This window comes from Comamonas testosteroni TK102, assembly GCF_000739375.1.
Taxonomy (GTDB): Bacteria; Pseudomonadota; Gammaproteobacteria; order Burkholderiales; family Burkholderiaceae_C; genus Comamonas; species Comamonas brasiliensis.
On sequence record NZ_CP006704.1, the window covers coordinates 4,427,145 to 4,450,033 of the forward strand.

At 64.9% G+C, this 22,889-nt stretch carries 20 protein-coding genes; 7 read left to right on the forward strand and 13 right to left on the reverse strand.

All coding sequences use genetic code 11. The features are described 5' to 3' along the window. The first annotated feature begins 187 nt into the window (after positions 1-187). Genes O987_RS19990 through O987_RS20005 form a run of 4 tightly spaced genes read left to right on the forward strand, consistent with a single transcriptional unit; the run spans position 188 to position 2,811 of the window. Positions 188-592, forward strand: coding sequence for a DUF2306 domain-containing protein (locus O987_RS19990; protein WP_043374345.1), 405 nt, complete (start codon positions 188-190; stop codon positions 590-592). 36 nt (positions 593-628) lie between these two features. After that, on the forward strand, positions 629-913 hold the full coding sequence (locus O987_RS19995) for a 2TM domain-containing protein (protein ID WP_043374347.1): 285 nt from the start codon (positions 629-631) through the stop codon (positions 911-913). Positions 914-937: 24 nt separating this feature from the next. Then, positions 938-1,999, forward strand: a complete 1,062-nt coding sequence (locus O987_RS20000; RefSeq protein ID WP_043374349.1) for a sensor histidine kinase — start codon at positions 938-940, stop codon at positions 1,997-1,999. Next, complete coding sequence (locus O987_RS20005; protein WP_043374352.1) at positions 1,996-2,811, forward strand: LytR/AlgR family response regulator transcription factor; 816 nt, start codon at positions 1,996-1,998, stop codon at positions 2,809-2,811. The genes O987_RS20000 and O987_RS20005 overlap by 4 nt, the downstream gene beginning before the upstream one ends. Here the strand turns inward: O987_RS20005 and O987_RS20010 are convergent. After that, a complete protein-coding gene (locus O987_RS20010; RefSeq protein ID WP_043374354.1) occupies positions 2,798-3,469 on the reverse strand; it encodes an ABC transporter ATP-binding protein in 672 nt (223 codons plus the stop codon). The genes O987_RS20005 and O987_RS20010 overlap by 14 nt on opposite strands. 117 nt (positions 3,470-3,586) lie before the next feature. On the opposite strand from O987_RS20010, the gene O987_RS20015 reads away from it, so the two are divergent. Both O987_RS20015 and O987_RS20020 read left to right on the forward strand, forming a co-directional pair. Then, on the forward strand, positions 3,587-3,952 hold the full coding sequence (locus O987_RS20015) for a hypothetical protein (RefSeq protein ID WP_043376706.1): 366 nt from the start codon (positions 3,587-3,589) through the stop codon (positions 3,950-3,952). A 92-nt stretch (positions 3,953-4,044) separates the two neighbouring features. After that, a complete protein-coding gene (locus O987_RS20020; protein WP_043376708.1) occupies positions 4,045-4,563 on the forward strand; it encodes an SRPBCC family protein in 519 nt (172 codons plus the stop codon). A gap of 160 nt (positions 4,564-4,723) precedes the next feature. On the opposite strand, the gene O987_RS20025 is transcribed toward O987_RS20020, so the two are convergent. The 6 genes from O987_RS20025 to O987_RS20050 all read right to left on the reverse strand — a co-directional run bounded on the left by O987_RS20025 (position 4,724) and on the right by O987_RS20050 (position 15,342). After that, positions 4,724-5,020 (reverse strand): hypothetical protein, encoded by a 297-nt coding sequence (locus O987_RS20025; RefSeq protein WP_043374356.1) that lies wholly within the window; start codon positions 5,018-5,020, stop codon positions 4,724-4,726. 200 nt (positions 5,021-5,220) lie between these two features. Then, complete coding sequence (locus O987_RS20030) at positions 5,221-5,544, reverse strand: hypothetical protein (protein ID WP_043374358.1); 324 nt, start codon at positions 5,542-5,544, stop codon at positions 5,221-5,223. 63 nt (positions 5,545-5,607) lie between these two features. Beyond that, the gene (locus O987_RS20035) at positions 5,608-7,185 is read right to left on the reverse strand and encodes an efflux transporter outer membrane subunit (RefSeq protein ID WP_080731560.1); all 1,578 of its coding nucleotides are present in this window, start codon (positions 7,183-7,185) and stop codon (positions 5,608-5,610) included. A gap of 1 nt (position 7,186) precedes the next feature. Continuing rightward, entirely contained in the window at positions 7,187-10,360 is a 3,174-nt protein-coding gene (locus O987_RS20040) for an efflux RND transporter permease subunit (RefSeq protein ID WP_043374361.1), read from the reverse strand. Beyond that, a complete protein-coding gene (locus tag O987_RS20045; protein ID WP_003052876.1) occupies positions 10,357-13,557 on the reverse strand; it encodes an MdtB/MuxB family multidrug efflux RND transporter permease subunit in 3,201 nt (1,066 codons plus the stop codon). The genes O987_RS20040 and O987_RS20045 overlap by 4 nt, the downstream gene beginning before the upstream one ends. 24 nt (positions 13,558-13,581) lie before the next feature. Beyond that, positions 13,582-15,342 carry an MdtA/MuxA family multidrug efflux RND transporter periplasmic adaptor subunit gene (locus tag O987_RS20050; protein WP_051962219.1) on the reverse strand — a complete coding sequence of 587 codons (1,761 nt, stop codon included), beginning with the start codon at positions 15,340-15,342 and terminating at the stop codon, positions 13,582-13,584. Positions 15,343-15,610: 268 nt separating this feature from the next. Between O987_RS20050 and O987_RS20055 the strand changes: the two genes are divergently transcribed. Continuing rightward, positions 15,611-15,994, forward strand: coding sequence for a nuclear transport factor 2 family protein (locus tag O987_RS20055; RefSeq protein WP_043004737.1), 384 nt, complete (start codon positions 15,611-15,613; stop codon positions 15,992-15,994). Positions 15,995-16,057: 63 nt separating this feature from the next. Here the strand turns inward: O987_RS20055 and O987_RS20060 are convergent, their stop codons facing one another. The 6 genes from O987_RS20060 to O987_RS20085 all read right to left on the reverse strand — a co-directional run bounded on the left by O987_RS20060 (position 16,058) and on the right by O987_RS20085 (position 22,758). Further along, complete coding sequence (locus O987_RS20060; protein ID WP_043374366.1) at positions 16,058-16,705, reverse strand: CoxG family protein; 648 nt, start codon at positions 16,703-16,705, stop codon at positions 16,058-16,060. A gap of 13 nt (positions 16,706-16,718) precedes the next feature. Next, the gene (locus O987_RS20065) at positions 16,719-17,960 is read right to left on the reverse strand and encodes a vWA domain-containing protein (RefSeq protein WP_043374369.1); all 1,242 of its coding nucleotides are present in this window, start codon (positions 17,958-17,960) and stop codon (positions 16,719-16,721) included. Further along, on the reverse strand, positions 17,947-18,867 hold the full coding sequence (locus tag O987_RS20070) for an AAA family ATPase (RefSeq protein WP_003052865.1): 921 nt from the start codon (positions 18,865-18,867) through the stop codon (positions 17,947-17,949). The genes O987_RS20065 and O987_RS20070 overlap by 14 nt, the downstream gene beginning before the upstream one ends. A 179-nt stretch (positions 18,868-19,046) precedes the next feature. Next, the gene (locus O987_RS20075; RefSeq protein ID WP_043374371.1) at positions 19,047-19,832 is read right to left on the reverse strand and encodes an FAD binding domain-containing protein; all 786 of its coding nucleotides are present in this window, start codon (positions 19,830-19,832) and stop codon (positions 19,047-19,049) included. A 34-nt stretch (positions 19,833-19,866) separates the two neighbouring features. After that, complete coding sequence (locus O987_RS20080) at positions 19,867-22,254, reverse strand: xanthine dehydrogenase family protein molybdopterin-binding subunit (RefSeq protein ID WP_043374373.1); 2,388 nt, start codon at positions 22,252-22,254, stop codon at positions 19,867-19,869. A gap of 33 nt (positions 22,255-22,287) precedes the next feature. Beyond that, a complete protein-coding gene (locus tag O987_RS20085) occupies positions 22,288-22,758 on the reverse strand; it encodes a (2Fe-2S)-binding protein (RefSeq protein ID WP_043374376.1) in 471 nt (156 codons plus the stop codon). Positions 22,759-22,889 lie beyond the last annotated feature (131 nt).

Here is a 22,889-nt window from a genome sequence, read left to right on the forward strand (position 1 = left end):
CGGGATCCACGGCAAACAGCCAATCCTGAAACCGTCGCATGGTATGTGTGTGCGCACAAACCAGGCAGCCACACCCGTCACACCCACGGAGTTGCAGCTGGCTCCCGGCTTCTGTCACTTCGTCGCAAAGCGCTGGTCGTCAGCAGGCCCGGCTTGCACAGTCATATGCAAGCACCAGGAGCCAGCCATGACACTCACACCTCTGATTGCCTTTCACATGGGTTGCGCCATCGCAGCCACCTTGACCGGAGCCATTGCACTCTGGGCCAGGCGCCAGGCCGGCCCGCTGCCCTGGGTGCACAGAATTGCAGGCCGTAGCTTTGTGCTGCTCATGCTGGCCACCGCCATCTCCGCGTTGTTCCTACGCGACTTCAAGCTGCCCAACTGGGCAGGCTTCACGCCCATCCATCTGCTGATCCCCGTGACGCTGGGTGGCCTGGCGCTGTCCTTGTGGCATCTGGCCCATCAACGCATCGGCCAGCACCGCAGCGTCATGCGCAAGCTGTACTTCGGCAGCTGCGTGGTCGCAGGGCTGTTCACGCTGCTTCCAGGCCGGCTGCTCGGCAATCTGCTGTGGCAAGGACTGGCCTGATCCCCGCACTCATCCCAAGCACTACCAGGAAAAGACATGAACCCGATCTCTGAAGACGCCCTGCACCGCCAGGCACGCCGCCGCGCCGGCATGAAGCTGGGCTGGTATATCCATGCTGCGGTCTATGCCGCAGTGAATCTGGGACTGATGACCCTGGCACTGAGCCAGGGACGACACTGGGCCGTCTACCCGGCGCTGGGCTGGGGTCTGGGCCTGCTGATACATGGCGCCGTGGTCTGGCTGCTGGCGCCTGGCAGTCCGCTCTTTCAGCAGTTGCTGGAGCACGAGCTGAAAACACTGAAACGCAGCGAAAAGCGATAGATGCCAAGCCTCCCATCACCTACCATGCCCGTCATGTCCATGTTTGCGCCTGCCCACCTGCTTCGTCACGCCGGCATCACCGTGGCGGCCTGCCTGCTGATCGCCGCGGCCCTGACCGCTCTGGGCCAGGGCCTGTGGGATATCAATCTCGCCTACTCGCTGGCCATAGGCCTGATCAGCTGGCTGAGCATCGATCTGCTCAGGCTGCGCTGGCGCGAGTCCGACCAGATCCCCTGGCCGCGCGGTATGCGGGGCATGGCCGTGGTGCCGCTGGGAATTGCAGCAGGTCTGGTTCTGGGCAATCCTCTGGGTAGCCTCTATGTTCAGCAGTTCCATCCCGAACTGCCTGCCACAGGCAGGCCCTCGCTATGGCTACCGTTTGCCATCACCATGGCGACCAGCATTGCCATGTCCTGGGGCTTTTATGTGGTGGGCAAATCGCGCCATCTGCAAATGCAGGCAGAGCAGGCCCAGCGCCAGGCCGCCGAAGCCAGGCTCAGCCTGCTGCAGGCCCAGCTGGAGCCGCATATGCTGTTCAACACCTTGGCCAATCTGCGTGTGCTGATTGCAAGCGATGCACCACGTGCCGAGCAGATGCTCGACCATCTGATTGCCTACCTGCGTGCCACGCTTGCCGGTTCACGCAACGGCACCCACAGTCTTGCCAGCGAGTTTGCCTTGCTGACCGACTACCTGGCCCTGATGCAGATCCGCATGGGCGACAGACTCACCTACTCCCTGACGCTGCCCGCCGATCTGGCCGGACTGCCTGTGCCGCCCCTGCTGCTGCAGCCGCTGGTGGAGAACAGCATTCGCCATGGACTGGAGCCCCAGCTGGCCGGCGGCCATATTGCCGTTCAGGCAGAAATGCTGGATAACAGCCATCTCCTGCTCAGCGTGCATGACAATGGCCTGGGTCTGCCTGTGCTGCCTGGCCAGCCGCCTTCGGGCTCAGGCTTTGGCCTGCAGCAGATTCGCGAACGCCTGGCCAGCCGCTACGGCAGCGCTGCCCGCTTCGACCTGACAGCAGACAGCGCAGGCGGAACCAGGGCCTGCATCGTATTACCCCTGAAGCCCCAGCCATGAACACCAGCCCGCCGCGCGCCCTGATTGCCGAAGACGAACCGCTGCTGGCCCTGGCATTGCAGCAATTGCTGGGCCAGCTCTGGCCCCAGCTGCATATAGAGGCCAGGGTGGCCGACGGCATCAGCGCCGTGCAGCAGGCGCTGACCCGGCTGCCCGATCTGCTGTTCCTGGACATTCGCATGCCCGGCCAGACGGGGCTGGAAGCCGCCGCCGATATCGCCGATGCCTGGCCCGAAGAGCAAGCGCTGCCGGCGATTGTCTTTGTCACCGCCTACGACCAGTACGCCCTGGCGGCCTTCGAGGCCTGCGCCATGGACTATGTGCTCAAGCCGGTGCAGGCGGCGCGCCTCGGCCAGACCGTGCAGCGCCTGCAGCAGTGGTGGCAGCAGCGCCAGCCGGTACAGGGCACGGACCTTGCCATGCAGAATCACCGTCAGCTCGAACAGCTGCTCGGGCTGCAGCAGCAACTGCTGGTGCAGGTCCCCGCCGCGCTGCAGATCATTCAGGCCAGCGTCGGCAACCAGATCCATATGGTGAGGGTGCAGGACATCATCTACCTCGAAGCCGCCGACAAATATCTGCGCGTGCTGACGGCCTGTCAGGAGTATCTGATCCGTACCCCGCTGAAGGATCTGCTGCCGCAGCTCGACGCGCGCGAGTTCTGGCAAATCCATCGCGGCACCGTGGTACGGGCGCAAGCCATTGCCAGCGCCCAGCGTGACGAATCCGGGCGCCTGAGCCTGCTGCTGCGTGACCGCCCTGAAAAACTGGCCGTCAGCCGTCTGTACGCAACGCGGTTCAAGGCGATGTAGCCAGCAACATCACATCCTCCCAGTCCACACCCTGCATGGCATCCCAATGCGCCACGATGACACTGCGGGGCCGTGCCGGATTCTTGAGCTCGGCGGCCATGGCCGCCAGCGCATGCTGCACATAGCGCTCGGACGGCTTGTCCAGCGCCGCCAGCGGCTCGTCGATCAGTACCAGCTCGGCGGCGCTGGCCCAGCCCGCAGCCATCCACAGCTTGCGCTGCGTGCCCGATGAAAGGGCCAGCAGCGGCTTGTGCAAATGCGGCTCCAGCCCGAAGCCCTGCACATGCTGCTCGAACTGCTGCTGCGACCAATGCGGATACAGCGTGCGCTTCAAAGCCACCCAGCTCTCGGCCGGCATCTGGTTGTAGACATCGTTGAGCGGCTGACGTGGGTCCTGCCAGAAGCAGGAGCTTGCAGCCAGGCGGCCGTTGTCGGCGAACGGATAGTGCAACAAGCCCATGCGCAGCGGCAATTGCCCTGCCAATGCCTTGAGCCAGCTGGTCTTGCCCGTGCCCTCGTCGCCTTGCAGCAGACACAGTCCGGCATGCCAGCAATGCGAGGCCTCATGGGCAACCACCCGGCCCGGGTAGCCGAAACTCACCTGCAGAGCCTGAACCATGCACAGCGACTCGCAGCCATCATCGAGTTCAGAATTCATAGCTGACAACGCCTTGTATATATATGTCTACGGCTGATTTTGACCAAAGAACCTACAGCCATGCGCGAAGCAAGGCACAGGCACAATGGCGTCCCCCTCAACAGCGCGCAATATGCCATGGCTCTGGATTATCTGGAATTCGATTACAGCGAAGATGAAGAAGGCACGGGCACCTGGGACGCCATGGCCAGCGTCAAGGCCGAGCGCGTGCCGGCTTTGGCCGGCGAAATCGAAGCCCTGCTGCGCTGGGCCAGCCAGAAGTTTGCGGGCCGCCAGGGGCCCCTGGAAGACGGCAATGACTGGGACTATGACCTGCAGGCACAGGACGATGACGGCGAGCCCCTGAGCGCCCGCTTCGACAGGGCTTCAGGCAAGCTGGAGCTGCAGGCCTCGGCCACGGGCCGCACCACGGTCAACCTCTGTCTTTCGGGCTCCGCGCAGTTCGGCGATGCACTGCGCCAGGCCTTTGATCTCGAAGCCTGACATCCAAGCCTGAGTCTGCAGCGCCTGAAGCTTGAAGTCGGATGCGCGCTGTGCACAATGGATGACTCCAAGCGATCTGCAAAGGCATGTCCATGACCGAGCGACTCTCTGCCCCGTTTGTCATCGAGCAATTCTTCAAGGCACCGCGCGAGCTGGTCTACGCGGCCTTCACGCAAGGCGAGCACCTGAGCCAGTGGATGCGCCCGCCCGGCATGATCATGACGCAATGCGATGTGGATGCACGCGAAGGCGGCAGCTTTCATTACGGCATGCGCGCCGAGGCCATTCCCCAGGCGCCCGTCATGTGGGGCAAATGGAGCTTCAGGGAGCTGAAAGCGCCCGAGCGCATCGTCGTCGTGGTGCAGTTCAGCGATGCGGATGGCGGCGTCACGCGCCATCCGATGGCGCCGCAATGGCCGCTTTACACCTTGTCGACCACCACGCTCATCGAGGAAGCCGGCGGCACGCGCCTGCATCTGGAATGGCGAGCTCTCGATGCCAGCCCGGTCGAAGAAGCGCTGTTCGACAGCTCGCATGCCAGCATGAAGATGGGCTGGAGCGGCAGCATGCAGTTGCTGGCCGGATATCTGGCCAAGGTACAGGCAGCCTGATTACGAAGCCTCAAGCGCGCTGAGCGGGAAAACGCACGGACCAGGGGCGCCTGGCCACCGCCTGCCGATTACCCGGCTGTCAGCACCGTGACGCCCCAGCCCGAGCGACGTTCACCCCCTGAACAAGCATCCTGCAAGCGTCACAAGCAGTCCAAGCGGATCAGGAAGCCTCGCGCTGGAGCTTCCACTTGCTGTGCCCTTTGTCAAAGACGAACAGCATGTCGATGGTGCTTCCCAGACTCTGGTTCTGAATGGTGCAGCGATAGCCCGGACCATCCTGTCGGCAGTTTTTCACGCTGACCTCTTTATCCAGCGCCTGATTCAGATCGGCCCTGCCACTCGCGGTCGCGTAGTAGTCATAGAGCGCTTGCTTGACCTGGGTTTCGCTAGGTGCGCCGTTGTTGCTGCACCCCGCAACGGCAGCGACAGTCCCTAAGAGCAAAGCTTTCTTCAACATCTCGGACTCCCGTTGAAACGATAGCCGGCATGCCAAGCCCTGCCGCAGAGATGGCGGCCAAGCATGGCCGGGAATAGCCCAAGTTTTATCACGAAGCGGTCCGGCCTGTCCCCAAAATCACGGAGGGACAGGCGTACACAGAAGCTGTGCGCGGGCGCGCGATACTCGAGGCCATGCGCGTCCGGTCCAGCCGACCGGGCTCAGCAGTCCATATCCTGGCGCTGCCTGGGCGGCTCGGCCGCATTCCTGCGACTGGCCCCGGCACGCCCTGCCTTGCTCCACTGATAGTCCACTCCGTCGGGCGTCTTGCCGTCCTCGACCGCAGACACGCCCACGGGCCCGACCATATCGCGCAACTCCGACGAAATCACCACATGGGCATGGCGCTCGTCCTTGCGCAGCTGCTGGCACAGGGCCAGCGCCTCGCTCATCTGCGCATCGGAGAAGGGCCGGCATTGCGGCTGCCAAACCGGTGTCTGGCCCTCGGGCTCGGAATTGCGCAGGTAGAAAACAGCAATGCTCATGGTTTGATCTTCACAACAACAGAGCCACGGTTGTAACCCAGACCACAAGCCTGCACGGCGTGCTCACTCTTTGCGCAGCCCCGCGTCCAGCGGCTCCCAGCGCCCTGCCACATTCTTGAGCAAGGTGTTCACGGCCGTCAGCCTGCGGTTTCTGACGCTGTTGAGGTTGTTCTGGGCACTGAGCACCGTCGTCTGGGCCGAGATCACGTTCAGATAGGCCACGATACCGGCCTGGTACTGGTTGTTGGCCACGGTGAGCGACTTCTGCGCTGCGGCCAGGGCCTCGGTCTGCACCTGCTCCTCCTGCGCCAGATTGACGGCAGCGACCAGATTGTCCTCCACCTCCTGCAGCGCCGTCAGCACGGTCTGCTTGTAGGCGGCGGCATTCAGGTCCAGTGTGGCACGGGCCGACTCCACGGCCGCCGAACGCGCTCCACCGTCAAACAGACTCATGGCCAGCGCCGGGCCCAGCGACCAGAAAAGATTCGGTGCATTGAGCAGATCGGAGAGCACGGAGTTGCGATAGCCGGCCGATGCCGACAGGGTCAGCGAAGGGAAATAGGCCGCGCGCGCCACGCCGATCTGCGCATTGGCCAAGGCCACGCGGCGCTCGGCAGCAGCAATGTCGGGGCGCCTCTCCAGCAAGGTGGAGGTCAGCATCTCGGGCACTGCCGGCGGCGTCGGCAGGTGGCCGGTGACCGGCAGGCTGAAGTTGGCCGGAGCCTTGCCCAGCAAGGCCGCCAGTGCATGCTCGTACTGCGCACGGGTGATCTGGGCGTCGAGCAGGCTGGCCTGGGTGCTCTTGTACTGGGACTGGGCCTGGGCCACATCGGCCGAAGACACCACGCCCGCCTGGTAGCGGTTCTGCGTGAGTTTCAGGCTTTGCCCGTAGGCCTCCAGGCTCTCCTGCAGATACTTCATCTGCGCCTCGGCGGCACGCAGCGAGAAATAGGTCTGGGCCACCGATGCCTGGGCCGACAGACGGGCCGCAGCCAGATCGTCGGCACTGGCCTGGGCCGAAGCCCGGCTGGCATCCACCGCGCCCGAGAGCTTGCCCCAGAGATCCAGCTCCCAGCTGGCGCTCAGGCCCAGCGAGAAGTTGTTGTTGATGCTGCCGCTGCGCGCCACGTTCTCGCCGTTGGTATTGCTGTAGGTGCCGCCGCCGGTCAAGGCACGCGAGCCGCTGCCCGTGGTGCTGAGCGTGGGCCATTGCGCGGCGCGGCTGCTGGCGACGGCCGCCTGGGCCGAGCGCAGACGGGCCACGGCCTGCTCCACGCTGGGGTTGCCTGCGGCTGCTGCTTGCTGCAGCTGATCCAGCGTGCTGTCGCCATACACCGTCCACCACTGGTCGGGCACTGCGGCGGACGGGCTGGCCGCCGAGCTCTGCGCGGGTTGCCAGACGCCGAACTGCGCGGCCTCTGGCGTGGCCTCCTTGAACCGGGCCGGCACATCCAGCCGTGGCGGCTGATAGGCGGGCTGGGTGGAACAGGCCGCCAGCGCCAGCGCCGCAGCAAGCGGCAGCAGACGCGGCATCCAGCGGGGCAGCGCCCGGGGGGAATTCTTCATAAAAGTGAGCTGCTTACGCTTACCCTGATTGGGATTGACGCCGATTTGATTCAAAAAATGTGCTGGCATATTCATCTCACTTCGCCTCAGCCATGTCAGAGGCCTGGCCACCGCGCCTTCTGGCCGGACGGCGCGCCCAGAGGCGCAACACGCTGCGGCGCACACGGTCCAGCAGCACATAGACCACGGGCGTGGTGTAGAGCGTGAGCAACTGGCTCAGCAGCAGGCCGCCCACGATCGCAATGCCCAGGGGCTGGCGCAGCTCGGCACCGTCGCCCCGGCCCAGGGCCAGGGGCAGCGCGCCGAACAGGGCCGCCATGGTGGTCATCAGTATGGGGCGCAGGCGCAGATGGCAGGCCCGATAGATGGCCTGGGCTGCCGTGGCATGACCGCCTTTCTCGCGCTCCAGCGCGAAGTCGATCATCATGATGGCGTTCTTCTTGACCAGCCCGATCAGCAGGATCACGCCGATGAAGGCGATCAGCGAGAACTCGGTCTTGAACCACATCAGCGCCAGCAGCGCCCCCACGCCGGCCGAGGGCAAGGTGGACAGAATCGTCAGCGGGTGGACCAGGTTCTCGTAGAGGATGCCCAGCACCAGATAGATGGTGATGATGGCCGCGAGAATCAGCAGGGGCTGACCCGCCAGCGCCTGCTGGAAGGCCCCGGCCGAGCCGCTGAAGCTGCCGCGAATGGACACCGGAACGCCCAGCTCCAGCATGGCATTGCGGATCGCGTCATTGGCCTGCGACAGCGAGACATTGGGCGCCAGGTTGTAGCTCACGGTGCTGGCCGGCGTACCGCTCTGGTGCTGCACGGACAACGGCGTGGTCGAGGTGGTGATCCTGGCAAAGGCCGTCAGCGGAATCTGCTGGCCCGCGCTGTTGACGAAGAAGAAGCCGCGCAGCGTCTCCGGGCTCTGCAGATACTGGGACGAGGCCGTCATCACCACACGGTACTGGTTGAGCGGGTTGTAGATCACGCCCACCTGGCGCTGGCCGAAGGCATCGTTGAGCGTGTTGTCGATCTGCGCCACCGTCAGGCCCAGGCGCGTGGCCTGGTCGCGGTCTATGACCAGCTTGGTCTGCATGCCGTTGTCCTGCACATCGCTGTTGACATCGGTCAGCTCCGGCAGCGTGGACAGCACCTGACGGATGCGCGGCTCCCACAGGCGCAGCTCGGCCGTATCGTCGGCCTGCAGCGTGTACTGATAGGAGGACATGCTCTGGCGCCCGCCAATGCGCACATCGCTCTGGGTCATCATGAACAGGCGCGCACCGGGTTCGTCCTTGAGCTTTTCACGCAGGCGGTTGATGACCTCGTCACTCGACACCTTGCGCTCGGCCATGGGCTTGAGCGACATGAACATATTGGCCGAATTGGCCTGGCCGCCGCCGGTAAAGCCGGTCACATACTCCACCGCCGGGTCCTGCTGCACCACATCGAGAAAACGCTTGATGCGGCGCTCCATGGCCTGGAAGGACGTGGACTGGTCGGCACGGATGAAACCCATGACGCGGCCCGTGTCCTCACTGGGCATGAAGCCCTTGTCTATGGTCTGGTAGAGATGGATGTTGAGGCCGATGACCGCCACCAGACTGAGCAGCACCACGGGCTGGTGGCGCAGCCCCCAGGCCAGGGTGTGACGGTACAGCGCCGTCACACGCGCCTCGAAGCGATCCATGGCCAGCGAGACGCGCAGCCAGAAGGCATCCCAGCGGCGCGTGAACGGGCGCCGGGCACGCTCGACGCGGCGGCGCTCCTCGTCGGCAGGCGTGCGCAGCAGGGCCGCACACATCATGGGCGTGGTGGTCAGCGAGATGATCATGGAGACCAGAATCGCCGCCGACATGACCACGGCAAATTCACGAAAGAAGCGCCCCACGACGCCGGCCATGAACAGAATGGGCACGAACACCGCAATCAGCGACAGACTCATGGAGACCACGGTGAAGCCGATTTCGCGCGCGCCTTCGATGGCCGCCTGCATCGCGGACTTGCCGCGCTCCATGTGGCGCATCACGTTCTCCAGCACCACGATGGCATCGTCCACCACAAAGCCTGCGGCCACCGTCAGCGCCATCAGCGAGAGATTGTCCAGCGTGTAGCCGCACAGGTACATGATGCCGAAGGTGCCCATCAGCGACGCTGGCACGGCCACGGCCGGAATCAGCGTGGCGCGCAGCCGGCGCAGAAAGACGAACACCACCATGATGACCAGCGCTATCGAGATCAGCAGCGCGTTCTGCACCTCCTTGACCGAGGCGCGCAGCGTGGGCGTGCGATCCGAGATCACCGTGACATCGATGGCCGGATTGATCGATGCCCTGAGCTGGGGCAGCATGGCGCGCACCTTGTCCACGGACTGCAGGATATTGGCGTCGGGCTGCTTGAACACCTGCAGCAGCACGGCGGGCTTGCCGTTCATGACGCCGTAGTTGCGAACATCCTGCACGGAGTCGGTGACGTCGGCCACATCGGAAAGGCGCACCGCATTGCCGTTGTTCCAGCGCAGCACCAGGGGCGCGTACTCGGCGGCGGTGCGGGCCTGGTCGTTGGTCGCCACCTGCCAGTAATGGTCTTCACGCTCCACGGCGCCCAGGGGGCGATTGGCATTGGTGGCGGTGATGGCTGTACGCACGGCATCCAGCGATACGCCATTGGCCGCCAGACGCACCGGATCCAGCTCCACGCGCACGGCCGGCAGCGCGCCGCCGTTGATCGATGCCTGGCCCACGCCTTCCACCTGGGCCAGCTTCTGGGCCAGCACCGTGGAGGCCGCGTCATACATCTGGCCACGCGTGAGCGAATCCGAAGTCAGCGCCAGAATCATGATGGGCGCGTCTGCCGGATTGACCTTGCGATAGGTCGGGTTGCCCGGCATGCCCGAGGGCAGCAGCGTGCGCGCAGCATTGATGGCGGCCTGCACGTCATGGGCGGCGCTGTCCACCGTGCGCGTCAGATCGAACTGCAGCGTGATGCGCGTGCTGCCCATGCTGGAGCTGGACGTCATCTCGTTGACACCGGCAATCGCGCCCAGGGCACGCTCCAGCGGCGTGGCCACGGTGGCCGCCATGGTGTCCGGCGCCGCGCCGGGCAGGCTGGCGGTCACCGAAATCGTCGGATAGTCCACCTGCGGCAGCGGCGCCACAGGCAGCAGAAAATAGGCCACGCCGCCCACCAGGGCCATGCCGATGGTCAGCAGCATGGTCGCAATGGGTCGGAAGATGAAGGGCGTGGAGATGCTCATGGACGCGCCCCGTCCCGGTCGCCATCGCCTGCCTCGCCCATGACTTCGGCTTCCGAATGCGGCACATGCTTGACGGCCGGCAGGCCGCGCCTGGTGCGCCAGCCCTCGGCCCAGCCCTCAAAGGTCAGATAGATCACCGGCGTGGTGAACAGGGTCAGCAGCTGGCTCAGCAGCAGCCCGCCCACCAGAGTCACGCCCAGCGGCTGGCGCAGCTCGCTGCCCACGCCCGTTCCCAGCATCATGGGCAGCGCGCTCAGCAGGGCCGCCAGCGTGGTCATGAGAATCGGGCGGAAGCGCAGCAGACAGGCCTGGTAGATCGCGTCGCGCGCATTCATGCCTTCCTCGCGCTGGGCGTCCAGCGCGAAGTCGATCATCATGATGGCGTTCTTCTTGACGATGCCGATCAGCAAGATGATGCCGATGATGGCGATGATGTCCAGATCCAGCCCCGCCACCAGCAAGGCCAGCAGCGCCCCCACGCCCGCCGACGGCAGGGTGGAGAGAATCGTGATCGGGTGAATCGTGCTCTCGTAGAGCACGCCCAGCACGATGTACATGGTGATGATGGCGGCCAGCACCAGCAGCAGGGTATTGGACAGCGAGGCCTGGAAAGCCAGCGCCGCGCCCTGGAACTGCGAGTCCACCGACAGCGGGATCTGCCCTTCGTCGCGCAGCTGCCCGATGATGGCCTGGGCCGCCTCCACCGCATGGCCCAGCGACACACCGGATGCGGTGTTGAACGAAATGGTGGCCGCAGGCAGCTGCCCCACATGGTTGACGGCCAGTGCCATCGGGCGCTCGCTCACCGTGGCAATCGAGGACAGCGGCACCGGCGCTCCGTTGCTGGATGCGGCATAGATGTTCTGCAAGGCCTCGGGCCCGATCTTGAACTGCGGCGCCACCTCCAGCACCACCCGGTACTGGTTGGATTGCGTGAAGATGGTGGAGATCAGGCGCTGGCCGAAAGCGTTGTAGAGGGCCGAGTCCACCGACGAGACCGTCACGCCCAGACGGCTGGCCTGGGCACGGTCGATCTGCACATAGGCCTGACGGCCCTGGTTCTGCAGATCGCTGCTCACATCCAGCAACTGGGGCAGTTGCTGCAGACGCTCCACCAGAATTCGGGTACTGGCCGTGAGCTGGTTCATGTCCGGCGAGGAAAGCAGCAACTGGTACTGGGTGCGGGCCTGGCGGTCTTCTATCGTCAGGTCCTGCACGGGCTGGGCATAGAGGCGGATGCCGGGCACGGCCTGGGAATCGTCGGCCAGGCGATTGAGCACCACCGGCAGGCGGTCACGCTGGGCATGGGGCTTGAGGTCGATCTGAATGCGGCCGGTATTCAGCGTGGTATTGGTTCCATCGACGCCGATAAACGAGGAGATGGAAGCCACGGCCGGGTCCTTGAGCAAATGCTCGGCCAGCGCCTGCTGGCGCTCGGCCATGGCGGCAAAGGAGATGGACTGGTCGGCCTCGGTGGTCGCGGCAATCGTGCCCGTATCCTGCTCCGGGAAGAAGCCCTTGGGCACGACGAAGTACAGCAGCACCGTGACCACCAGCGTGGCGATGAACACCAGCCAGGTCAGCTTGCTGTGATCCAGCACCCAGGTCAGCATGCGGCCGTACCCGGCAATCACCTTGTCGAAAAAGCGCGCGACCGCAGCGCCCAAGCCCTTGGACTGCGCCTGGTTCTTCTCGCCCTCGGGCCGGTGGCGCAGCAGGCGCGCGCACAGCATGGGGGTCAGCGTGAGCGAAACCACGGCCGAGATCAGAATCGCCACCGTCATGGTGATGGCGAATTCGTGGAACAGACGCCCCACCACATCCCCCATGAACAGCAGCGGAATCAGCACCGCGACCAGGGAGATGGTCAGCGAGATGATGGTGAAGCCGATCTGCCTGGCGCCCTTGAGCGCGGCCTGCATGGGCGCCTCGCCCTTTTCCACATAGCGGGCAATGTTCTCGATCATCACGATGGCATCGTCCACCACAAAGCCCGTGGCGATGGTCAGGGCCATCAGCGTGAGATTGTTGATGGAAAAACCCGCCAGATACATGACGCCGAAGGTGCCTATCAGCGACAGCGGCACCGCCACGCTGGGAATCAGCGTGGCCGATGCACTGCGCAGAAACAGGAAGATCACCATCACCACCAGGGCGATGGCCAGGGCCAGCTCGAACTGCATGTCCTTGACCGAGGCGCGAATGGTCACGGTGCGATCGGTCAGCACCTGCACGTCGACGGAGGCAGGCAGCGTCTCCTTGAGCTGGGGCAGCAGGTTCTTGATGGCATCGACCGTTTCGATCACATTCGCGCCGGGCTGGCGACGGATATTGAGAATCACGGCCGACTTGGAGCCGGTCTCCGGTGTACCCGACCAGGCGGCCAGACGCGTGTTCTCGGCGTCGTCCACGGTCTGCGCCACATCGGACAGGCGCACGGGATTGCCGTTCTTGAAGGCGATGATGAGGTTGCGGTACTCGGCCGCCGACTGCATCTGGTCGTTGGCATCGATGGTCGATGCGCGGTTGGGGCCGTCAAAGCTGCCCTTGGCGGTCTTGACGTTGGCCGCAGAGATGGCGGTGCGCACATCATCCAGCGTCATGCCGAAGCTGGCCAGCGCAGCCGGATTGGCCTGAATGCGCACGGCCGGGCGGCGCGCACCGGCAATGGCCACCAGACCCACGCCCTTGACCTGGGAGAGCTTGGGCGCAAGACGGTTCTCCACCAGGTCGTTGATCCTGATGACGGGCAGCGAAGGCGAGCTGATGGCCAGCGTCAGCACCGGCGCATCGGCCGGGTTGACCTTGCTGTAGAGCGGGGGCATGGGCAGATCGCTGGGCAGCAGATTGGTGCCCGCGTTGATCGCGGCCTGCACCTGCTGCTCGGCCACGTCCATGGACATATCGAGCGCAAAGCGCAGGCTGATGACCGATGCGCCACCCGAACTGGTCGAGGACATCTGGTCCAGGCCCGGCATCTGACCGAACTGGCGCTCCAGCGGTGCCGTGACATTGGAGGTCATCACATCGGGGCTGGCCCCGGGGTAGAGCGTGGTGACCTGTATGGTGGGATAGTCCACCTCGGGCAGGGCCGAGATGGGCAGCAGACGGTAGGCAAGAATGCCCGAGATCAGCACCGCCACCATCAGCAAGCTGGTGGCGATGGGCCTGAGAATGAAGAGGCGCGAGAGATTCATGATGGCCGCAGGCTCTGACTATGCTCAGCGACTCGTGCCGCCGGCCGCCGTACCGGTCTGACCATTGGCTTCGCGCTCGGCGCGCAGCTTCTGGAAGAAGGCACGGCGCTCTTCCGGCGACAGGGCCTCCAGCTTGGCGCGCTGCTCGGGACTCAGCTGGGGACGGTCACCCCGGCCCTCGGCTCTTTCGGCTCGGCCCTCGCCGCCGTCACCACGCTCGGTGCCGGCCTGAGGTCTGGCCTCGCTCGCAGCGGCAGGCTTGGCATCCGGCTTCGCATCGGCCTTGGCGGGACTGCCTTGTGCCTCACGCGGCTGATCGCCACGGGCGTCCGCGCCACGAGGACCTGGGCCTGGGCCCGCATTGCCGCCATTACTGCCATTGCCGCCGCGCTCGGCGCGCAGCTTCTGGAAGAACTCCTTGCGTTCCTCGGGCGTCATCTTGGAGACTTTTTCACGCTGCTCGGGACTGAGGTTGCGCATCATGCCGCGCGGCTGGCTGGCAGCATCCTGCACGGCCTGGTCGACCTTCTTGACTTTTTCCGAGTCCACCACCGTTACCTGGGCGCCTTCGCGCAGACGGTCGATGCCGTCGGTCACCACCTTGTCGCCGGGCTCCAGTTCGCCGCGCACGCTGACATAGTCACCGTCCGTCACCCCCACCGTGATCTTGCGCTGGGTGACCGTGTTGTCGGGTTTGACCAGATAGACAAAGTTGTTCTGCACCGCATTCGCGGGCACGACCAGCGCCTGATCGATCTGGCGCAGCTGCAGCTTGACGTTGACGAACTGATTCGCGAACAGCTTGCGCTCCGCGTTGTCGAACGAGGCCTTGGCCTTGACCGTGCCCGTGGTCGTGTCGATGGTGTTGTCCAGCGCATTGAGCTGGCCCTTGGCCAGTATCTGCTTTTGCTCGCGGTCCCAGAGTTCGACGGGCATGACCTTGCCCTCGCGCAGTTGCTGGGCCAGCGTCCCCACATGGGCTTCGGGGATGGAGAAGACGGCATCGATGGGGCGAATCTGGGTGATCGTCACCAGCCCGTTGGTATCGGAAGGATTGACCACGTTGCCGAGGTCGGCCTGGCGCAGGCCGAGGCGGCCCGAGATGGGAGCCGTGATCTTGGTATAGCTCAGCTGCAGCTTGGCCGCATCGACCTGACCCTGATCGGCCGCCACCGTGCCCTGCAGCTGGCGCACCAGCGCGGCCTGGGTATCGACCTGCTGGCGGGCTATCGAGTCCTGGGCCTGCAGCTCCTTGTAGCGCTGCAGATCCAGCTGCGCATTCTTGAGCTGGGCCTGATCGCGCGCCAGAGAGCCCTGCACCTGCGCCAGCGCGGCTGCAAAACTGCGCGGGTCGATCTCTGCCAGCAACTGACCGGCCTTGACCTCGTCACCTTCCTTGAAGTGCAGCTTGAGCAGCTCGCCCGAAACCTTGGCACGCACCACAGCCGTGGCACGTGCATTCATGGTGCCAATGGCGCTGACGAGCACACGCATGTCACGCTGCTCCACCACTCCGACGCTCACAGGCTGAGCCTGGCTCATGCCGCCGGGGCCGCCCGGCCCTGCGCGACCGTTGCGCCCGGCGCGTGCGCCAGGCCCACCCGCTCCCTGTTTAGGAGCTGCAGACGCAGACGTATCGCCACTCGCACCCTGTTTTTGCGTATACCACCAATAGCCGCCACCAGCGGCCGCCACAGCGAGCACCACAGTGGCAAGCAAGGCGGGCCGGGCCTTGCCCTGCTGTAAGGATTGACGATTGGGGTGCAGATGGGATGAGCTGGACATGGTTGAGCGCAGGAATTTCGAGCCTGAATTGGCGCCAATGGTATCCAGTTGCAAGCAAATCCCGGGTCAGGCAGCGCCGGCTTTGCCAGCATTTACCCCGGCTTTACCTCGGGTTTACCTCGTGAAGTTCCCTCTTGGCAGACTAAAACAGTGCTGACTTTCATAGCCTCAATGTCGGTGTTTTCAGGCCTCATGCTTGGCGGCTGACACCGCCCCTTGCTGCGTCCGCCTTGCGGCGCAAGGAATCCGGCTCCAAGGAGAAACCCATATGACCACCGAACGCCTGACCAATCACCCCGAAGAAGCCGCCGTGCGCGTGCCGCTGGAGCTGTACATGCGCGGCCATGCCGAAGACAAGGCCGAGCATATGCGCGCAGCCTTCATGCCCACGGCCCGTCTGGAGTCCGTGCGCGAAGGCCCGCTGACCTCCTGGGACCTGGACTTCTACTGCCAGCGCTTCAAGAACACGCCCGCCGCCGACGAAGCCACGCGTCGCCGCGTCATCGACTCCCTGGACATCGTGGGCACGGCCGCCATGGCCAAGGTCACGCTCTACCATGGTGCCGTGACCTTCACCGACTACTTTGTGCTGCTCAAGACCGAGCAGGGCTGGAAGATCGCCAACAAGGCTTTCCACGCCCAGCCTCAATAAGGCTAAGCCACCTGCACCAAGCCCCTGGCCTCAGGCCCAGGGGCTTTTTTATTGATGCGCTGGTCAGCGAGTCAGCAGCCAGAGCGCGCCCAGAACGATGACAGCCCCCAGGCCCCAGGCCCAGACGGGGATGCCAGACGATTCGCGCGGCGGCGCCGAGGGTGTGGCGTCCAGCGGAGCGTAGCTGGTGGAGGCCGCGTCGTGCTCCCAGGAGCGTGTATCCGGCTCCTCTGCACTGCCTTCGTCTTCGGGCGGCTCGCTAGCGTGGCGCTGCTGCATCACGGCTTCGAAGCGCGCAAAGAAATCCTCGGCCATGCTCTTGGCAGCGCCGTCGATCAGGCGCTGGCCCAGTTGGGCAATCTTGCCGCCGACCTGGGCCTGCACCTCGTAGTGCAGCTCGCAGTGGCGTTCATCGGTGGGAGTCAGATCCACCTTGGCCTGGCCCTTGCCGAAGCCGGCCACACCGCCCTGTCCTTCAAAGGCAATCGTGTAGCTCTTGGGCGGCTGCACATCCGACAGCGTGACCCGGCCGTTGAACTTGGCCGATACCGGACCGATCTTCACGGACATGATCACGGCATAGGAGCCATCGCCCGCATCCTCGAACTTCTCGCAGCCGGCCAGGCATTGCTGCAAGGTTTGCGGATCGTTGAGCGCCTCCCAGGCCTGCTGCTGGCTCACGGCAAGAGGGCGGCTGGCATGCATTTCCATGGTGTTCTCCTTTTCAATCTCGGTGCGGCAGCTGCAGCAGCTTCGCCAGGTGGGCAGCCAGTTGCTGCAATGACTGCAGGTTGTGCACGGCCAGCATGGCATGGCTGTGACGATGCAGCACCTGCGCGCCTTTGGCCAGCGGGGCATACCCGTCAAAGCGCAACAAGGGGTTGAGCCAGACAATGCGCGCGCTGTGCCGTGCCAGCCACTGCAACTCCCGCTCCAGCAGCGCACTGTCGCCGGTATCCAGCCCGTCGCTGACCAGCAGCACCAGAGTGCGCCTGCCCACCAGATGGCGCGCCTGCTGCCGGTGCAGCTGTGCCAGGCATTCCCCCAGGCAGGTGCCGCCGCCGAAATCGTCGATGTCGCGATTGAGCTGGGCCAGCATGGCATCGGGGTCGCTGTGGGCAAAAGCCCGGTTCAGCTCCTGCAGGCTGGTTCCCATGCTGTAGACATGGCGACGCAGCTGCGGATAGCGCCGAGGGCTGGTGGCCTGGTGCAGAAATGCCAGCAACAGACGCACATAACGCTCCATGGAGCCCGACACATCGACTAGCGCCAGCCAGGGCATGGGCAGCCGCTTGCGCCTGCGCCATTTGAGACTTGCCAGCTCGCCGCCCGTGGCTGCCGCAGCTTTCAGACTGGCGGGCCAGTGCACACGCAGCCCCGAGGCGCGCAGCTCGCTTCTGCGACTGCGATAGCTGGGCAGCGGCAAGCGGATATCGCGCGCCAGTTGCTGCACCAGGCGGTACTCGCTGGCACTGAGCTGGTTGAAATCCGCATGCTGCAGCCTGTGCCGGTCGCTGGCCGACATGGCGGCATCCATCGCCAGTTCCTCGCTCGCGGGCTTTTGCTGTGCGGCACGAATCGCCGACAAGGCCTCCTGCACACGCGGCCTGTGACGCGGCCTGGCCGCCTCCGGCGAGCCCGGCAGCAACTGGCTCAGAAGCTGCCGGGCCACCTCGGGATTGCGAAAGTAGGCCGCGAACAGCTCGCGAAAGACCGCCAGGTCCTGTTCGCGTGAAACCAGCACGGCCTCCAGCGCGGCGGCCACGTCCTCGCGGTTCATCCCCACCAGCATCAGGCCTTGCTGGGCCAGTGCCAGGCGCTCGGCATCCACCGCCAGCCCTGCACGGCGCAGCGCGCGACCAAACCCCAGCAGATTGATGGGCAGTTTGCCGCTGCGCGCGTCCCCCCACCAGCTCGCGCTTGCGGGCCGCTCTGGCGACTGCGCTTGCAGCTCAGGCTGTGGCATCGGGCTCCAGCAATTGCTGCAGACGCTCTGGAGTGAGCGCCGCCACATCTTCGCGCTGCTTGAACAGAATGCCCGCCGTCTCGTGCACCAGCTCGGGGTCTATGACCAGCGTGTCTAGCGCCACCAGTGCCTTGGCCCACTCCACGCTTTCGGCAATGCCGGGCGTGCGCTCGAAGGCATCGGCAAACGGGCGGCTGCGCAGCCGGTCCACAAAACGGGCGATCTGTTCGGTCAACGCCGCCCCGGCTTCGGGCACCTTGGACTGGACAATGGCCAGCTCGCGCTCGCGTTCGGGGTAGTCCAGCCAGTGGTACAGACAGCGGCGCTTGACCGCATCATGCAGATCGCGCGTGCGATTGCTGGTAAGAATGGTCACGGGCGGCACCTGGGCACGGACGACGCCGAGCTCGGGAATGCTGACCTGGTACTCGCCCAGATACTCGAGCAAAAATGCCTCGAAAGGCTCGTCGGCCCGGTCCACCTCGTCAATCAGCAGCACCGCGCCAGGCGCAGGTGCCTGCAGGGCCTGCAGCAAAGGGCGGCGTACCAGATAGCGAGGCTGATAGACCTCCTGCTCGACAGCTTCCAGTTCCGCCGCGCCACGCAGCTCGGCCGCGCGCAGGTGCAACAGCTGCGCGGCGTAATTCCATTCATACAGCGCTTCCCGCTGCTCCAGGCCGTCATAGCACTGCAGCCTGATCAGCTGCCGCGCCAGCACCTGGGACAGCGCCTGCGCCAGCGAGGTCTTGCCAACGCCCGGCTCGCCCTCCAGCAGCAGGGGCCGCTGAAGCCTGAGCGCCAGAAACACGGCCGTGGCCAGACGCCGGTCCGCAAAATAGCCTACCTCCTGCAAGGCGGCGAGCAGCCCATCCACCGACTGCAGAGCGCTTTTCACTTCAGTATTCATAGCTGCTTGCGCTTTACTGATAAGGGATTAAGCCACTTTTCATTCAAAAATCACATCCTATGACAGTCACACTGCCGCAAGGAGACGGCAAGCAAACGCCCCGGCCGACCGCCCACTCGCCCCACCCGTGGCGAGGCTGCCCTCCGCCCAGGCAGGAGCAGCCACTCAGACAGAGCCGCTCAGGGAGAGAGCAGTTGATCCACCGCCCGCTGCGTCAGGACGCTGATCAGCTGCGCCCGGTAGCGCGCACTCGCGTGCAGATCGCTGTTGAGCTCGCTGTCGTCAATAGGCACCGCAGCCGCCGCAGCCGCCGTGAGACTCTGGTTGAGCGCCGCTTCCAGGCCTGCGTGGCGGAAGACCGATAGTCCCGCACCGGTCACGGCCACGCGCACGCCCTGCGCCGTCTGCGCCACAAACACGCCCACCAGGGCAAAGCGCGACGCGGGCTGCTTGAACTTGATATAGGCAGCCTTTCTGGGCACGGGAAAGCGCACCGCCTTGATCAGTTCCCCCTCTTCCAGTGCCGTGGTGTACATGCCCTGGAAGAAGTCGTCTGCCGCAATCTCGCGCCGACTGGTGACCACGACAGCACCCAGACCCAGCACCGCACTGGGATAGCAGGCCGCAGGGTCGTTATTGGCCAGCGAGCCGCCCATCGTGCCGCGCGCTCGAACCTGGCGGTCGCCAATACCGCCGGCCAACTCGGCCAGCGCAGGAATGGCTGCCTGGACCTCGCGGCAGGCGGCGACATCGGCATGACGCGTCATGGCGCCGATCTCGACCTGATCGCCGCCGACGCGGATTCCCGCCAGGCCATCGACCTGGTTGAGATCCACAATCGCGCCGGGCTGGGCCAGGCGCAGCTTCATGGAAGGAATCAGGCTCTGGCCGCCGGCCAGAAACTGACCGCTGGCAGCGCTCACCTCATCCAGCGTCCGGGGGGTGGAGTAGCTGAAGGCATACATATGTGTTGTCCTCTCTTCCTCTCAGTCGGGTGCCTCAGGGGCGTGCAGCATCGATGGCCTCCCACACCCGATGTGGGCTGGCAGGCATGTCCAGGTCCTTGACGCCCAGGGAATGCAGGGCATCGAGCACGGCATTGATGACGGCGGGCGGCGAGCCTATGGCCCCGGCCTCGCCGCAGCCCTTGGTGCCCAGCGGGTTGTGAGTGCAGGGCGTGCAGACCGTGCCCAGCTTGAAGTCGGGCAGATCGTCGGCGCGGGGCATGGCGTAGTCCATGAAGCTGCCGGTCAGCAACTGACCCGAGTCACGGTCGTAGACGCAGTTCTCCAGCAGCGCCTGACCTATCCCCTGGGCCAGTCCGCCATGAACCTGACCCTCCACGATCATGGGGTTGATGATGGTGCCGAAATCGTCCACGGCACTGAAGCGGTCGACGCGCACCACGCCCGTGGCAGGGTCCACCTCGACCTCGCAGATATAGGTGCCGGCCGGGAAGGTGAAGTTGGTGGGGTCGTAGAAAGCAGTCTCGTCCAGCCCCGGCTCCAGCTTGTCCAGTGGATAGTTGTGCGGCACATAGGCCGTCAGCGCAATCTGGGCAAACGGCAGCTTTCTGTCGGTGCCGCGCACCGTGAACTCGCCTCCCGCGAAATCGATGTCGGCATCGCTGGCCTCCATCAGGTGGGCGGCGATCTTCTTGGCCTTGGCCTCGATCTTGTCCAGCGCCTTCATGATGGCAGCGCCACCCACGCTGATGGAGCGCGAGCCATAGGTTCCCATGCCAAAGGGCACGCGACCCGTATCGCCATGGACGATCTCGACATGCTCGACGGCAATGCCCAGCCGCGCCGCCACCACCTGGGCAAAAGTCGTCTCATGCCCCTGGCCATGACTGTGCGAGCCCGTGAACACCGTCACGCTGCCCGTGGGGTGGACGCGCACCTCGCCGCACTCGAACAGACCGGCACGTGCGCCCAGCGCCCCGGCAATATTGCTGGGCGCCAGACCGCAGGCTTCGATGTAGCTGCTGTAGCCCAGGCCGCGCTTGAGGCCTCTGGCCTCGCTGGCGGCGCGCCGCGCCGCAAAGCCCGCCACATCGGCCAGTTGCTCGGCCTGATCCATGCAAGCCTGGTAGTCGCCGATGTCGTACTGCAGCGCCACGGGCGTCTGATAGGGAAAGCTGGTGATGAAGTTGCGACGCCTGATCTCGGCCTGGGACAGATTCATTTCCCAGGCACAGCGGCTGACCAGGCGCTCGAGCAGGTACGTGGCCTCGGGACGGCCAGCGCCCCGGTAGGCATCCACGGGGGAAGTGTTGGTGAACCAGGCATCGACCTCGATATGGATTTGCGGCGTGGTGTACTGGCCCGCCAGCAAGGTGGCATAAAGGATGGTGGGCACCGCGCTGGCGAAAGTGGACAGGTAGGCGCCCAGATTCGCGTCGGTGTGCACACGCATGGCGAGGAACTTACCATCGGCATCCATGGCCATCTCGGCATGGCTGACATGGTCGCGGCCATGCGCATCGGTCAGAAAGGACTCGCTGCGATCGGCCGTCCACTTGATATTGCGGTTGAGCTTCTTGGCAGCCCAGGTCAGGCAGACATCCTCGGCATACAGAAATATCTTGGAGCCAAAGCCGCCGCCCACATCGGGCGCAATCACGCGCACCTTGCTCTCTGGCAGGCCCATGACGAAGGCCGTCATCAGCAGCCGCTCCACGTGCGGGTTCTGGTTGGCCACGTACAGCGTGTACTCGTCCATGGCGCGGTTGTAGCTGCCTATGGCCACGCGCGGCTCCATGGCATTGGGTATCAGGCGGTTGTTGACCAGGTCCAGACGGGTCACATGGGCGGCGCCGGCAAACACCGCATCCACTGCCGCCTTGTCGCCAATCGCCCACTGGTAGCAACGGTTGTCGGGAGCGATATCGTGGACCACGGCACCGGGCTTTTTGCCGCCCGCCGCGTCGGCCACGTTCACGACTGCTGGCAGCACCGCGTAATCGACCTCCACCAGCTCGGCCGCATCACGCGCCTGCTGCAGGGTCTCGGCGACCACCATGGCCACCTGGTCGCCCACATAGCGCACGGTATCGAGGGCCAGTATCGGGTGCGGCGGCTCCTTCATGGGCTCGCCATTGGTGCTGGTGATCAGCCAGCCGCAGGGCAGGCCGTTGATGCCGGCGGCCGCCACATCGGCACCCGTGAGCACCTCGACCACGCCTGGTGCCGCCTTGGCGGCATCCACGTTGACGCTGCGCAGCCTCGCATGGGCATGGGGCGAGCGCACAAACACCGCATAGGCCTGTGCGCCCAGCGTGATGTCGTCCGTGTACTGGCCAGCGCCGGTCAGAAAGCGATCATCCTCGCGGCGCAGGACGGCTTCGCCGATATGCGGCAGCTTGGAAAAGTCAGATGCACCCATGGTGTGTCTCCTCTTCTAGTTGTGATGCGCCGCTCAGGTGGCGCTCATGCCGTCGCGACCCGCTTTGACGGCGGCGACGATGTTCTGGTAGCCCGTGCAGCGGCAGATATTGCCTTCGAGCAGTTCGCGGATCTCGGCATCGGTGGCGCCGGGCTTCTGGCGGCAGAGATCCACCGCACTCATCACCATGCCGGGCGTGCAGAAGCCGCACTGCAGGCCATGACACTGCTTGAAGGCCGCCTGCATGGGGTGCATGGTTCCATCGGCAGCAGCCATGCCCTCTATGGTCTGGACCTCGGCACCCTGGGCCTGCACGGCCAGCATGGTGCAGGACTTGATGGCCTTGCCATTGACCAGCACCGTGCAGGCTCCGCACTGGCTGGTATCGCAGCCCACATGGGTACCCGTCAGGCGCAGCTGTTCACGCAGCGCCTGCACCAGCAAGGTATTGGGGGGGACGTCAATGCTGGCCGTGCGGCCATTGACCGTGAACTGAACATTCATCGTGATGCCTCCTGCCTATATCCGAAGAATTGGGTAACAAAGCACAACCACACTCTCTATGGTGGGCAGTTACCACCATGCAAGGCGCTAGGGTTGACCCCCAGGCCAGGCGAAACACGCGCAGATATTCT